At 35.0% G+C, this 12,563-nt stretch carries 13 protein-coding genes; 4 read left to right on the forward strand and 9 right to left on the reverse strand.

What is annotated here, in order from left to right; translation table 11 throughout:
• The first annotated feature begins 40 nt into the window (after positions 1-40).
• Complete coding sequence (locus ACZZZA_RS07785; RefSeq protein WP_463430645.1) at positions 41-475, forward strand: lipocalin family protein; 435 nt, start codon at positions 41-43, stop codon at positions 473-475.
• Positions 476-565: 90 nt separating this feature from the next.
• Here ACZZZA_RS07785 and ACZZZA_RS07790 read toward each other — a convergent pair whose 3' ends face one another.
• From ACZZZA_RS07790 to ACZZZA_RS07805, 4 genes are read right to left on the reverse strand one after another with little or no spacing between them, the layout of a single operon-like run.
• Positions 566-1,627: an SbcC/MukB-like Walker B domain-containing protein gene (locus ACZZZA_RS07790; RefSeq protein ID WP_463430647.1), complete on the reverse strand. Its 1,062-nt coding sequence runs from the start codon at positions 1,625-1,627 to the stop codon at positions 566-568.
• A complete protein-coding gene (locus tag ACZZZA_RS07795) occupies positions 1,590-3,605 on the reverse strand; it encodes an AAA family ATPase (RefSeq protein ID WP_463430649.1) in 2,016 nt (671 codons plus the stop codon). Before ACZZZA_RS07795 ends, ACZZZA_RS07790 begins: the two co-directional genes overlap by 38 nt.
• Before the next feature lie 48 nt (positions 3,606-3,653).
• Positions 3,654-4,853: a metallophosphoesterase family protein gene (locus ACZZZA_RS07800; RefSeq protein ID WP_463430651.1), complete on the reverse strand. Its 1,200-nt coding sequence runs from the start codon at positions 4,851-4,853 to the stop codon at positions 3,654-3,656.
• Positions 4,850-5,002, reverse strand: coding sequence for a hypothetical protein (locus ACZZZA_RS07805; protein WP_463430653.1), 153 nt, complete (start codon positions 5,000-5,002; stop codon positions 4,850-4,852). Before ACZZZA_RS07805 ends, ACZZZA_RS07800 begins: the two co-directional genes overlap by 4 nt.
• Before the next feature lie 120 nt (positions 5,003-5,122).
• Here ACZZZA_RS07805 and ACZZZA_RS07810 point away from each other — a divergent pair, with 120 nt between their 5' ends.
• Positions 5,123-5,374, forward strand: a complete 252-nt coding sequence (locus ACZZZA_RS07810) for a VF530 family protein (RefSeq protein WP_463430655.1) — start codon at positions 5,123-5,125, stop codon at positions 5,372-5,374.
• 112 nt (positions 5,375-5,486) lie between these two features.
• Positions 5,487-5,987: an FKBP-type peptidyl-prolyl cis-trans isomerase gene (locus ACZZZA_RS07815; protein WP_463430657.1), complete on the forward strand. Its 501-nt coding sequence runs from the start codon at positions 5,487-5,489 to the stop codon at positions 5,985-5,987.
• 68 nt (positions 5,988-6,055) lie between these two features.
• On the opposite strand, the gene ACZZZA_RS07820 is transcribed toward ACZZZA_RS07815, so the two are convergent.
• The 3 genes from ACZZZA_RS07820 to ACZZZA_RS07830 all read right to left on the reverse strand — a co-directional run bounded on the left by ACZZZA_RS07820 (position 6,056) and on the right by ACZZZA_RS07830 (position 9,069).
• Entirely contained in the window at positions 6,056-6,433 is a 378-nt protein-coding gene (locus ACZZZA_RS07820) for a YchJ family protein (RefSeq protein WP_463430659.1), read from the reverse strand.
• 22 nt (positions 6,434-6,455) lie between these two features.
• Positions 6,456-6,794, reverse strand: a complete 339-nt coding sequence (locus tag ACZZZA_RS07825) for a superinfection immunity protein (protein ID WP_463430661.1) — start codon at positions 6,792-6,794, stop codon at positions 6,456-6,458.
• A gap of 133 nt (positions 6,795-6,927) precedes the next feature.
• Positions 6,928-9,069, reverse strand: coding sequence for a M3 family metallopeptidase (locus ACZZZA_RS07830; RefSeq protein WP_463430663.1), 2,142 nt, complete (start codon positions 9,067-9,069; stop codon positions 6,928-6,930).
• A 136-nt stretch (positions 9,070-9,205) separates the two neighbouring features.
• On the opposite strand from ACZZZA_RS07830, the gene ACZZZA_RS07835 reads away from it, so the two are divergent.
• Positions 9,206-10,006: a head GIN domain-containing protein gene (locus ACZZZA_RS07835; RefSeq protein WP_463430665.1), complete on the forward strand. Its 801-nt coding sequence runs from the start codon at positions 9,206-9,208 to the stop codon at positions 10,004-10,006.
• Position 10,007: 1 nt separating this feature from the next.
• Here the strand turns inward: ACZZZA_RS07835 and ACZZZA_RS07840 are convergent, their stop codons facing one another.
• Both ACZZZA_RS07840 and ACZZZA_RS07845 read right to left on the reverse strand, forming a co-directional pair.
• On the reverse strand, positions 10,008-11,894 hold the full coding sequence (locus tag ACZZZA_RS07840) for a monovalent cation:proton antiporter-2 (CPA2) family protein (protein ID WP_463430667.1): 1,887 nt from the start codon (positions 11,892-11,894) through the stop codon (positions 10,008-10,010).
• Complete coding sequence (locus tag ACZZZA_RS07845; protein ID WP_463430669.1) at positions 11,895-12,416, reverse strand: NAD(P)H-dependent oxidoreductase; 522 nt, start codon at positions 12,414-12,416, stop codon at positions 11,895-11,897.
• Positions 12,417-12,563 lie beyond the last annotated feature (147 nt).

Consider the following 12,563-nt stretch of genomic DNA (forward strand, 5'->3'; position numbering starts at 1 on the left):
TTCGAAAAGTAAGTATATTTGACCTCTTAAAAAAACAAATATGAAAAAAATCACAATGCTTTCACTAGCTGTATTAACAGTAATGTCGTGCTCAAACGACGATTCAACAGAAGAACAGGTATCTATCGTAGGAACATGGAAAGAGGCTAAAACTGTAATCTATAGTGGAAGCAACAACGCTATTCTAGATACTGAAATACCTGATGCATGCGATAAGAAAAACACTTACGAATTTGCTTCCAGCGGAGTTTTAACCTCAAATATTTTTTACACAAAATCAGATGGTACTTGCAGTGTAGATGGTACATTCACAGAAAACTATTCTTATAATCCATCGACAAAAAAAATAACAATTGATGGTGAGATTACCGATGTGCTTACACTTACTCAGAACGAACTGCAGATTGTGGCAGATGAAAATGACGAGAATGGTGATGGTATCAATGATAAAATAGTAATGTATTTTTATAGATAACTATCAATAAAATTGATTACAATAACTGTCTAATAACAATCCATCTCAAAGCTGAGACGGATTGTTTTATTTTTATCTTATAGTATCAAATTACACAATCTCAATCAAGCTTCCCCTCTCCTCATCTTTAGTGATATTAAGAGACACCGGGATTTTTTCTTTCAGTTCTTCAACGTGAGAAATGATACCTACAATTCTGTTTTCTTTCTGCAGATTCATTAATGTTTCAAAAACGATATTTACCGATTCCAAATCCTGTGTTCCAAAACCTTCATCAATAAAAAAGAAATTCTTCTCTGATTGTGCATTTGCCTGAACGCTTTCTGCCAAAGCTAAGGCGAGACTTAGCGAAACCTGAAAAGCCTGTCCTCCGGAAAGTGTTTTCACACTTCGGCTTCGTCCTTCATTCAGATAATCGATGATTTCAAAATCGTTGTTGTCATTCAACTGTAAACTGAGCTGATTTCTCGTCATTCGGTGGAAGCGTACATTGGCATGGTCGCATAACTGACGAAGATAAATCGAAGAAACATACTGCACAAAACCTGCTCCTTTAAAAAGATGGGTCATTATCTTCAGATTGTCTGCGCGTTTTTGAAGCTGACTTAAATTTTTTAACAAATCTTCCTTTTTCCTAAATTCTTTTTCCAGTCTTTCAATTTCAGAACTGATTTTCACGACAGTATCATTGGCTGTTTTTAAATCATTTCCTGAAGTTTTGAACTGGTTTTCAGCTTCCGCAAACTGCTCTTCATCAAAAGAAAAATCTTTGAGTTTCGTTTCCAATTCGGAAATTCCGTTTTTCAGAGTTTCAAAATCTATCCTGAATTTCTGAATTTGGTTTCTCACTTCCTGAACGTTAACTTGCTGCGATAAAATATTCTGAACTTCGTCTAGAGCATTGAATTGATGATCGATTAAGGATTTTGTTATAATACTTTCATTGTCTGAAATTTCCTTTTCCAAATCCAAAATTCGTTTTTCTAATTGATTAACGATGGCTTTTTGCTCGGCTAATTTTGGAGAAATACTTTTTTCATCTTTAATGAGCTGATGGTAATTTTGTTCCGTTTCAAGATTTGATTGTGCCAGCTTTTTATAAATTTCTTCTGCTTCAGTAATTTTTTGATCGTGATAATCTGCCCATTTCAAAATTTTCAGATTGGATTGGTTGGTTTTGATCTGTTCTTTCTTTTTTTGCTTCGTCCAATTTAAATTCTTCCAAAGCTTTTTTATATTTTTCCAGATGTTCACGCTCCTTTTCCAAAGTTTTTTGGTGCTCAGCAACTTGCAGCTTCAGTTCTTCAATCTGCTTTTCAATCTCAAAAGACTGTTGACGTTTCTGCTGAAATTCAGCGTTGTTTTCAGGATTAAAATCTGTCCAGATGAAGTTTTTCCTATGATTTTCAATTTTAATTCTGATCTGATTTAAATTTTCCTGTTCAGCTTTTTGCTGTTCTTCAAAAATCTTTTTCCTGTCAAGGATTTTTTCAATTTCAGAAAGCTGTTTTTGTGTTTCATCAGATCGGTTTTTATTGTTCTGAATCTGATTTTTCAATTCAGTCAATTCTGTATTTACATCATCAAACTCTACGATATTCGGATGTTCGAGTGCGCCACAAAGCGGACAAGATTCTCCGTCATGCAATTCACCAGCAAAATGTGCCAGTTTTTGCTGAACTTCAAGCTGGTTTTTTCTTTCTGCCAGTTTTTTAGCTTCATTTTCTAAAGCTTCCGTTTTTGATTTAAAATCTTCTTTAAAAGTTTCCTGATGAATTGCGAAAGGAATTAAATCAGTATTTAATTTTTCAATCTTTACTTGAAAATCTTCAATTTTTATATTTTGATTTTTTGCAGATTCTGTTAAGTTTTTCTGTTCCAGAAACCAGTTCCCCACATTCATTAAAATATGGGATTCTATTTTTTTTGGCTTCAAAAATTCTGCATTTTCAGAAAGTGCCGTTATTTTTTTCTGAATTACCTTTTGTGTTACTTCAACTTCCTTTACTTTTTCAGAACCTTTTTCGGTTCGGTCTTTTAAAGTTTTTATACCATTCGAAAACTCAAGCATTTTAAGAATTAATTCCAAATCATTTTCCTGAATTTTCGATTGTTCCAAAGCTTCAAATTTCGGTAAAATTGCAGCCAGTTTATTTTTAATATTTTCAAATTTTACCTCTGTTTCCTGTACAATTTTAAATTGATGGTCTTTATTTTTCTGTTGCTCCGAAATTTCTTTTTGAAGTTTATTTTTCTCTGTAATAATCGGTGTGAAAATCCTGAAAACTGTATCGAAAAGTGCTGTTTTAATTTCTAATTCATCAATATTTGTTTTCTGAAAATTAAGTTTTTCAAAGTCTGTTTTTTTCTGTTTCAGCGATTCAAAATCGGTTTTTAAATTTTTGAACCGTTGATATTTATCTTCAATATTTTTAAACTGAATTTTTACTTCTTCAAATTTTTGTTGTTCTAGCTTTAAATTTTCTTTTTGCGCAGAAATCTGCTCTTCATTCACTTCTTCAAAACCTTTCAGCTGACCTTCCAGCTGATCAAGTTCTGATCTGTTTTTTGCATTTAAAATTGAAACATTATTTTGAAGGTCAAAACGCTGAAGATTGAAAATCTCCTTCATCATATTCGTTCTTTCGGTGGCTCCGAGTTCCAGAAATTCTTTGAACTGACCTTGCGGAATGATTATCGTACGTTTAAAATTCGCATAACTTAAACCGATTATTTTTTCCGAATTCGAATGATCCAAAGGAATCCAGTTTTCATTTTTCCATTCATAAAAAGTAACATTTGGTGTTTTTACATCCTCAAAATTTTTAGAATTTCTTCTGAATTCTCTTGTTGCTCTGAATTTTTTATTTTCAAAATTGATAAAATCAAACTCAATGTATGATTTGTTTGATTTCAAATTCATCATATTGTAAGCACGTTTGTCTCTTGCGTTCAGGCGTTCCGTTTCGCCATACAAAGCAAATGAAATGGCTTCCAGAATAGAAGATTTTCCCGAACCTACCGATCCGAAAATTCCAAACAGACCTGCTTCCGTAAGATCTTTAAAATCGATTTTCTGACGTTCCTGGTAAGAATATAAACCTTCTAGGGTAAGTTGAATTGGAATCATTGATCAGTTGTTGGTTGGAGGGTTTTGGTTCATAGAGTGAGATTTTTGCTACATGAGTTCTTTGAAAATCTGCATCAAGTCTTCATTCGGTTCCTGACCTTGATTTTTAGACTTAAAATAATCTTTAAACAATGCCTGAATGTCCTGGTTCAAATTAATTTCGCTCAGTTGATTTTCATTAAAATTCTGATTTTTTACTTTCGGAATCAAATGTACAATTCCATCGTGAGATTGGTAAATCTGTTTTGTTTCTTCTGATTTTGGAAAAGTTTCGCTTTCTAAAGTGAGTTCAACCAAAGTATTTGGGTTTTCCTGAAGCCATTCAATCGTTTTTTCAACAGAATCAAATGTTTTTCTGACCAATGATTTCCCTTTTTCTAAGGCAATTTTTTCAAATGAAACGGGTTGATTGGGCTTGGCTTCAATCATGGAAACATATTTTGTTTGTCCTGCCTCACTAAAACTGTAGCACAAAGGCGAAGATGAATAGATAACGGGTTTTTCAGTGGTTCCTATATTTTGAAATCTGTGTAAATGCCCTAAAGCCGTATACTGAATCTGCTCAGGAATGATATCCGACCAAATTAAATCTGCATTTCCGATTTTGATGGGTTTTTCACCTTCCGGTTCTTCCAGAATAGGAGCACCTTTTTTGTTCATGTACAAATGTGCCATTAAAAGATTAACGCCGTCTTTATTACAAAATTCATCGGCAATTTGTTTCCAGTTTTCTCTTAAAACATTGTTCAGATTTTCTTCTTTGCTTTCACCAAAATATTCTTTTAAACGAATTTCATTCGCATAAGGTGTATGTAAAATTCTAAGCGGGAAATTGTGGTTTTTAAATTCCAGTTCAATAAAGCCTGCTGCAGCCTTTGAAATTTTAAAATGTTCGAGTTCAAACGGAGTAATATCCGCTTTCGGATGACCGATTAAAATAATTCCGCATTCTCTTGCCAAAGGGTTTGGAGCATCAATCAGACTGGGCGAATCATGGTTACCGGAAATAGCGATGACAGGACGTTTTCCGTTCAATGATAAACGTTTCAGAGTTTTATAAAAAAGTTCGGTCGCTTCAACGCTCGGATTGAAATTATCAAATAAATCTCCTGCAATCAAAACCAAATCAACATTTTGGTCGTCAGCAATTTCTATTATTTCGTTCATCACCAAAACCTGTTCTTCCAGTCTTGAAAAACGATCGAGACGTTTACCCAAATGCCAATCGGCGGTGTGGAGGATTTTCATAGTTTACTATTGGCTTCTTTTGCTTTAAAATCTTCTCGGATTTGTTTTAAACGTGCTTTTCTTTCTGCTTCCGCGTTTTGTATTTTACGTTTTTTCTGATCGATTTTATCTTTGTTTTTTTTTCTGTTCGCTTCGTTATTTTTGCCCATATTCATTTTTGCAACGAGTGATTTTACAGGTAAGAAATACCTTTATCAAAAATACTAAAGATTAGGAGTATAAACAATTTTAGTAGTAAAGTCTGATAAAATATTTAATTTTACTGCGTTATGGAAGAAAAATCAAAAGATCCGCTTCACGGAAAAAGACTTGATGCGATTCTTGAGGAATTGGTAGAATATTATCAGGGCTTTGAAAAACTGGGCGAACAAATTAATATCAAATGTTTTACAGATAATCCAAGTATCAATTCGTCATTGAAGTTTTTACGCAAAACTGATTGGGCAAGAACCAAAGTGGAGAGCTTATATCTCTACGTTCTGAGACAGAAAAAAAGAGACGAAGCTAAAGGTGGAAACTAAAACAAAATTTGTTTTCGTAATATTCCGTTAATGGATTTCCTCGTTCAATGATATTAAAAATAGTATATTTGTGCCGTTAATCGTGAAAAACATCACGAAAAAAAGAAAAAATATGACAATTGATCAGAAACACGTTGTGGCTGTAAGTTACATACTTCACACCATTGAAGAGGACGGTAGCAAGATTCTTGTAGAAGAAACGACAGCAGAAAATCCGCTTACATTCTTATACGGTTTGGGAATGATGATTCCAAAATTCGAACAAAATATTCTTGGTTTAAAAGTTGGTGATAAAGCAGCTTTTGTCATTCAGCCGGAAGAAGCATACGGTGAGAAAGATCCGGAAGCAATCGCACAATTGCCGATTGATATGTTCAAAGAAGCAGGAACTCCGCCTTTGGGAGCTATTTTGCCTTTAACGGATAACGAAGGGAATAATTTTCAGGCTTTTGTACTAGAAGTTACTCCTGAAGCTGTAATTGCAGACCTTAACCATCCGATGGCAGGGAAAGTTTTAGATTTTCAGGTTGAAATTTTAAATACCCGTCCTGCAACAGAAGAGGAGTTGGCTCATGGTCACGCGCATGGAGTTGACGTTAACGAAGCTCACTAACAATATTTGAATACTATAAATGTCCGGATTTTTCCGGACATTTTTTTGAATAAATTTTAATGATCATCTCAATCTAAAAACTTTCCCGAAACATAATACCACCGTTCATTCATTTTTTTAAACATTGAAAACTCGTGATGAATTTGTGATTCTCCGTCTTCATCGTTGTAAAACGCTTTAAATTCTACCTGATGTAAAGCGGGAGTTTTTATAATTTCCAGTTTCGTCCATTCATTGATTTCTCCCCATTCCTGCAAATCTTTTTTGTTGTGAAATTTTCTTTTTTCAGGAAGAGTTGTTTCCATTAAATATTCTCCGTTAGGAATCGCAAATGCAGAAAATCTGGAACGCATGAGTGCTTCTGCAGTTGGTGCATGTTTTTCTCCTGTGTGATAAGGTTTGCAACATTCTTCGTAGGATTTTCCGGAGCAACAGGGGCAGTTCATATTTTTATATTAGTTACAAAAGTTAACTGAGCAATTTGTTTTTTTGGTTTGTGAATTCTTCATTAGTTATTATACCTTTCTCATGAAGTGCAGTTAGTTGAGTCAATTGATCAATAGTAGAATTGTAATTTTGAGAGTGATCAGAATTAATAATTATTTGTTGATTGGATAAAGCCCAAACCAGTGCAGCTACCCACCCAATTAATGACCAGCCTAAAAATAAATTTAATGCGAAGATTGCTCCGGCATTTGTTTTTTTTCTGTTATATGCTATAAATGTTGGGATAAAATAAGGGACAACAAGTAATAATAAAATTAAAATATGTTGCCAAGAGATAATTAAAAATAGTAAAGAAATCATAGGGAGTATAAATTTTTATTTCATGACAAATATATTTATTTCTCAAACATAACAATCTTATTTCTTCTGAAATAGTATGATTGAATTAGAAGTTAAATAAAAGAAGCACTCAATAATGAATGCTTCCTAAAAATTATTTAATGAAACCTCGGTTTCTCAATAAAGGTTTGATATCAGGATCATGTCCTGTGAAATCTCTGAATGCCTGATTCAGATCAACAGAATTTCCTACAGACAAAATATATTTTCTGAATCGGTCACCGTTTTCTCTGGTCAACCCGCCATTCTTTGAAATCCATTCCCACGCATCGCTGTCTAAAGTTTCAGACCATAAATAAGCATAATATCCTGCAGAATAACCACCTCCCCAAATGTGTGCAAAATAAGGAGTATGATATCTCGGAGGAACAGTTGATAAAGTAAATCCGTGGTTGACTAGAGATTGTTTTTCAAAATCTAAAACCGGAAGTAATTGACTTTCATTGGTTACAGAATGCCAATCCATATCTAAAGCAGCTGCAGAAACCAATTCGGAAGTCATATAACCCTGATTGAAGGTTGCTGCATTTTTTATTTTATCAACCAAATCCTGCGGAATGGGTTGTTTCGTTTCGTAATGAATTGCATAATTTTTCAGAACCACAGGATCTAAAGCCCAGTGTTCGTTAATCTGCGACGGAAATTCCACAAAATCTCTCGGCACATTGGTTCCTGAAAGGGAAGGATATTTTTGGTTTGCAAACATTCCGTGGATAGAATGACCAAACTCATGGAAAATAGTGGTTACATCATCATAACTGATTAAAGAAGGTTTTCCCGGAGCAGGTTTTTGATAATTGTAGCAGTTAACGATCACTGGTTTTGTACCTAAAAGATAAGACTGCTCAACGAAATTACTCATCCATGCACCCCCATTTTTAGAATCTCTTGTGTAGAAGTCAAGATAATAAATTGCTAAAGATTTTCCATCGTGGTCGAACACTTCGTACGTCACCACATCAGGATGATAAACGGGAAGGTCTGTTCTCTTTTTGAAAGTCAGTCCGTAGAATTTTTCAGCAGCAAAGAAAACACCTTTTTCCAAAACCGTTGTGATTTCAAAATATGGTTTGATCTGGTTTTCATCTAAATCAAATTTGGCTTTTCGCACTTGTTCAGCATAGAAATTCCAGTCCCAAGGCTCCAGTTTAAAACCACCTTTTTGCTGATCAATCAAATCCTGAATATCTTTTGCTTCACGTCTCGCCGTTTCTACAGCCGGAGTTGCCAGTTGATTCATCAATTTTACAGCTGCTTCAGGGTTTTTAGCCATCTGATCTTGCAATTTCCATTCTGCGAAGCTTTTTTTACCTAAAATCTGTGCTTTTTTCAGTCTTAATTTCGCCAATTTTTCAATAGTTTCTCTCGTGTCACTGTTTCCGCCTTTTTCCGCTCTCATCCATGAAGCTTTAAACACTTTTTCACGAGTTGCTCGGTTGGTTAAGTTTTGTAAAACAGGTTGTTGGGTTGTGTTCTGAAGAGCTAAAAGATATTTTCCATCTTTGCCTGCGGTTTTGGCATCAGCTGCTGCTGCGGCTATTTCGTCAGCCGATAATCCGTCTAGTTCTTTTACATTGTCGATGATAATTCCGCCTTCCTTTCTTGCTTCAAGCAGTTTGTTGGAATATTGTGTGGACAATGAAGCCATTTCCTGATTGATTTGCTTCAGTTTTTCTTTGTCGGCTGCAGAAAGATTTGCACCAGCAATTTCAAAATTCTGTTTGTAAAACTGCAATAATCTTTTGCTTTCCGAATCTAAACCATTATCTGAAATTGCTTTTATTCTTGTATATAAATTTTCATTCAGATATAATTTATCAGAATGTGCCGCAAAAATAGGCGCAAATTCTTCGTCTAAAGCCTGTAAAGTTGGGTTTGTATTCGCACCTGTCAGGTTTGAAAAAACGGTTACAGCTCTTTTTAAAATTTCACCGCTTTTTTCTAAAGAAACAATGGTGTTTTCAAAAGTTGCTGTTTCAGAATTGTTTGCTATTTTCAGAATTTCTGCATCGTGCTGTTTTAAACCAAACTCAAATGCGGGTTTGAAATGTTCGTTTTTAATTTTATCAAATTCCGGAGCTTCATACTGAAGCTTGCTTTTTTTCATAAACGGATTCGAAGAAAGTGAAGAATCCGGTACAGGAATTTCCTGTTTGATATCGTTTGTTTTCATGGTGGTACACGAGTAATTAAATGCCAAAGCAGAAATTAACAATACTGATGAAATGTTTTTCATATACAGTCTTTTATTGTTTTTATTATTCATATTCAGTCTCTTATATATTTACTTATTGTTAGTTGTAAGAGATTTCATAAATTAGTTGTTATTAAAGTATAAAGATATTAAAAACTAATCTTCTAAACATCAAAACATGAAATGTACTACAATTTTACTTCTTTCCGGCTTGGTTATTTTATCCGCCTGTAACGAAAAGTCTGAAAAATCAAAATGGCTTCCCGATATCACGAATGAAGATCACGGACCTTTAAAACAAAAAGAATTCAGCGGTGATTTTGAAGAGATTGAAGTTTCTCAGGCGATCGAAGCTGAAATTATAAAATCTGATGTAGAAAAAGTAGTGATTTCTGCACCGGCAAATATCATCGATGAAGTTCTGGTTGATCGTAATGGCGGTGAACTGCATATACATTACAAAACAGGATTCCGGGTGATGAATACGAATAATGTAAAAGCGAAAATATATGCTAAAGATTTTAAAAAGCTGGAAGCAAATTCTGCAGCAATTATAGTGGTCAGAGATCAATTTACCCAAGATAAAACGGATGTGGAGATTTCAAGTGCGGGACATATTTCCGGGAAACTTGAAGCCAATGAACTGGATATTGATGCAGGAAGCAGCGGAACTTTTAAGGGAAATATCTGGGCTGTCAATCTCAATGTTGAAACGTCTTCAGCAGGAGGAGTAGCTATTTCCGGAGAAGCTGAAAATGCAAATCTCAATTCTTCTTCGGGAAGTAATATTTCTGCAGGCGAAGTGGTTGCTAAAAATGTGAAAGCTGAAGCTTCCAGCGGTTCTACCGTTGATATTGGTGTTTCAACAAAATTTGAAGGACATGCATCTTCCGGTGGAAGCGTGAACGGAATCAAAAAAGGAAATGTAAATACGGTGAACAAAGAAGAAAACAGTGGTGGGAGCGTTTCTTTGCAGTAGATTAATATTTGGTTTCGTCATCATCTTCTTCTGCAGATGATGATGAACCTTCCCAGTTTTTACCATCAAAATTGAGATTGTCGTAAGCCAATAATTCCTCCTCTCGCTGGAGGATTTCTTTTGTGGTGAACAGCCGGATTTCATCGTCGTCATCAGCTTTTGCCAATTTTCTTATGGAAGCTTTGTCAATCGCCATAAAACGCTGACCGAGACGTCTCGCTGCATATTTTCGCATTCCTGTTTCGTGAAGTACATCAACTGCCATATCTACGGCGGTTCCTAAAGTTTCGCGGTAAATATTATCAATACCATTATTTAAATAAGAATAAGCGTCAATTCTGTTTTTTGCACGAACAAAAATTTTCACGGCAGGATAATGTTCGCTCACCAGTTCTGCAATGAATTTATTATCACCCGAATTATCCAAACAAAGCAGTAAAATTTTCGCATCTTCAATTCCGGCAGCTCTCAAGACAGGAATTCTGGTGGCATCCCCATAATATACTTTGAAACCATAGTCTCTCAGAAGTTTTACCCGGTCAGAATCTCTGTCGAGAACAGTTGCAGTAATTTTATTTGCTTTTAAAAGGCGTCCTACTGTACTTCCAAAGTGACCGAAACCAACGATGATAATTTTCTTTTGTGCGATATTATTGTCGAGAATATTGAAGTCACTTTGCTCATCCGGTGTTTTTTTGATAAATCGTGGTGTGATGATTTTGTCGTTTATAATTAAAAGAAACGGAGTAATACACATTGTAATTGCTGTTACAGCCATCATTTGAGCATTTAATTCTGCTCCGAAAAGATATAAATCAGATCCGTAATTAATCAATACAAAAGCAAATTCACCAACCTGTGAAAGGGCAAATGCATAGAATAAGCCTTGAGGATTATCCAATTTAAAAAACTTTCCTATTGCAAATAGAACGGCAAATTTTACAGAAAGAACAGCAAATACAGTTGTGAAAATAAACAATGGATCGTCTGCAATCACATTAAAATTCATCGTAGAGCCTACGCTTACAAAGAAAACAGCAAGAAGTAATCCTTTGAAGGGATCAATCTGCGCTTCCAGCTCATGACGAAATTCGCTATTTGCCAACATGACTCCCGCAAGGAAAGCTCCGAGAGCAGGAGAGAGCCCGATAGAAATCATCAGTTCTGAAACTCCAATCACTAAGAATAGGGAAGAAGCAGTGAGCAATTCGGTCATTCCTGCTTTTGAAACATATCTTAAAAAAGGTACAAACACATATCTTCCTAATAAAATCAGGATAATTACTCCCATGATTACAGTTCCTGCCTGAAGCCATTCCGGAAGTTTTTGAATTAAAACCTGTACTTCATTTTCATTATGACTGACTTTAGAATGAGCAAGTAATGGTAATATCGCCAAAATAGGAATCACCGCAATATCCTGAAACAGTAATGTTGAAAAAGATGCTTCGCCGGCAACAGTTTTAAAATTATCTTTTTCCTGTAAGGTCTGAAGAACAATTGCTGTAGAAGAAAGTGCAAAACACATCGCTATCGCAATCGCTTTATCGGTTTTCCATCCAAAAGTGACAAATATGAGAAAGAGAAGGAGAATTGTCAGCACCATTTGTGTCATTCCGAGGCCAAGAATTTTCTTTCGCATGCCCCAGAATTTTCTGGGTTCTAATTCAAGTCCTACCAAAAATAAAAGCATGATAACACCAAATTCGCTGGCGTGCATAATATCGTCAACGTCTTTTCCTGTGAGTTTAAGAGCATAAGGTCCAATAATAATCCCACCTAAGATATATCCGATAACCGAACTTAACCCCAATTTTCTCGCCAGCGGAACCATAATAATGGCAACGCCCAGAAAAAGAAGGGTATTCATGGCTAAAGTAGGTTCCATTTATTGATCTAAGAGTTTAGCAAATTTTTGTTTGTGTAAAATAATTTCCTTTTTAGAAAGTTTATTGGCTTCATAAACAATGATAATGTCTTTTATGTTGGCTTTGAAAACTTTTAAAGAAACGATTAATCCGCTGATGAGCTCTTCTACGGTGTAATGATAGGTTCCTTCTCTGCTGAAGGATCTTTCTTTTCCGCCAGTCGTCACGACAATATAAACTTCTTTGCCTTCCAAAGGATTTTCTTCTCCTTCGTTCAGCCAGTTTCTGTCGAAAACTTCATCAATCCAAAGTCTAAGCAAAGGTGGCATTCCAAACCAGATAATCGGAAACTGAAAGATAAAACGGTCGTAATTTTTCAGGCGTTTTCGCTCACGAAATGCAGCAATATGAAAATCGGGATATTCTTCGTAAAGATCGCGTAAAGTAAAATGCTGATGACGAACGTAGAAGTTGATTAACTCTACATTGGAGTTTGAGTGTTCCAGATAAGGATGCGCAAAAACTACCAGCGTTTTCTTCATAGACCTGTTTTCAGTAAATATAATGAAAAAATATTAGATGAAAATCGTTCCAAATACGTTTTCATTAACTTTTTAATATAGATAATTGAATTTTATGCCGGATTAAGAGTTTTCAGAGTTTTTAATTTAATTTAAAAAAAATCGGCC

The sequence above is a fragment of the Chryseobacterium sp. AC405b genome (assembly GCF_979258685.1).

Coding starts and splice junctions, on each gene's coding strand:
- ACZZZA_RS07785 (WP_463430645.1), top strand. CDS start 41: ATGAAAAAAATCACAATGCTTTCACTAGCTGTATTAACAGTAATGTCG.
- ACZZZA_RS07795 (WP_463430649.1), bottom strand. CDS start 3,605: ATGATTCCAATTCAACTTACCCTAGAAGGTTTATATTCTTACCAGGAA.
- ACZZZA_RS07800 (WP_463430651.1), bottom strand. CDS start 4,853: ATGAAAATCCTCCACACCGCCGATTGGCATTTGGGTAAACGTCTCGAT.
- ACZZZA_RS07805 (WP_463430653.1), bottom strand. CDS start 5,002: ATGGGCAAAAATAACGAAGCGAACAGAAAAAAAAACAAAGATAAAATC.
- ACZZZA_RS07810 (WP_463430655.1), top strand. CDS start 5,123: ATGGAAGAAAAATCAAAAGATCCGCTTCACGGAAAAAGACTTGATGCG.
- ACZZZA_RS07815 (WP_463430657.1), top strand. CDS start 5,487: ATGACAATTGATCAGAAACACGTTGTGGCTGTAAGTTACATACTTCAC.
- ACZZZA_RS07820 (WP_463430659.1), bottom strand. CDS start 6,433: ATGAACTGCCCCTGTTGCTCCGGAAAATCCTACGAAGAATGTTGCAAA.
- ACZZZA_RS07825 (WP_463430661.1), bottom strand. CDS start 6,794: ATGATTTCTTTACTATTTTTAATTATCTCTTGGCAACATATTTTAATT.
- ACZZZA_RS07830 (WP_463430663.1), bottom strand. CDS start 9,069: ATGAAAAACATTTCATCAGTATTGTTAATTTCTGCTTTGGCATTTAAT.
- ACZZZA_RS07835 (WP_463430665.1), top strand. CDS start 9,206: ATGAAATGTACTACAATTTTACTTCTTTCCGGCTTGGTTATTTTATCC.
- ACZZZA_RS07840 (WP_463430667.1), bottom strand. CDS start 11,894: ATGGAACCTACTTTAGCCATGAATACCCTTCTTTTTCTGGGCGTTGCC.
- ACZZZA_RS07845 (WP_463430669.1), bottom strand. CDS start 12,416: ATGAAGAAAACGCTGGTAGTTTTTGCGCATCCTTATCTGGAACACTCA.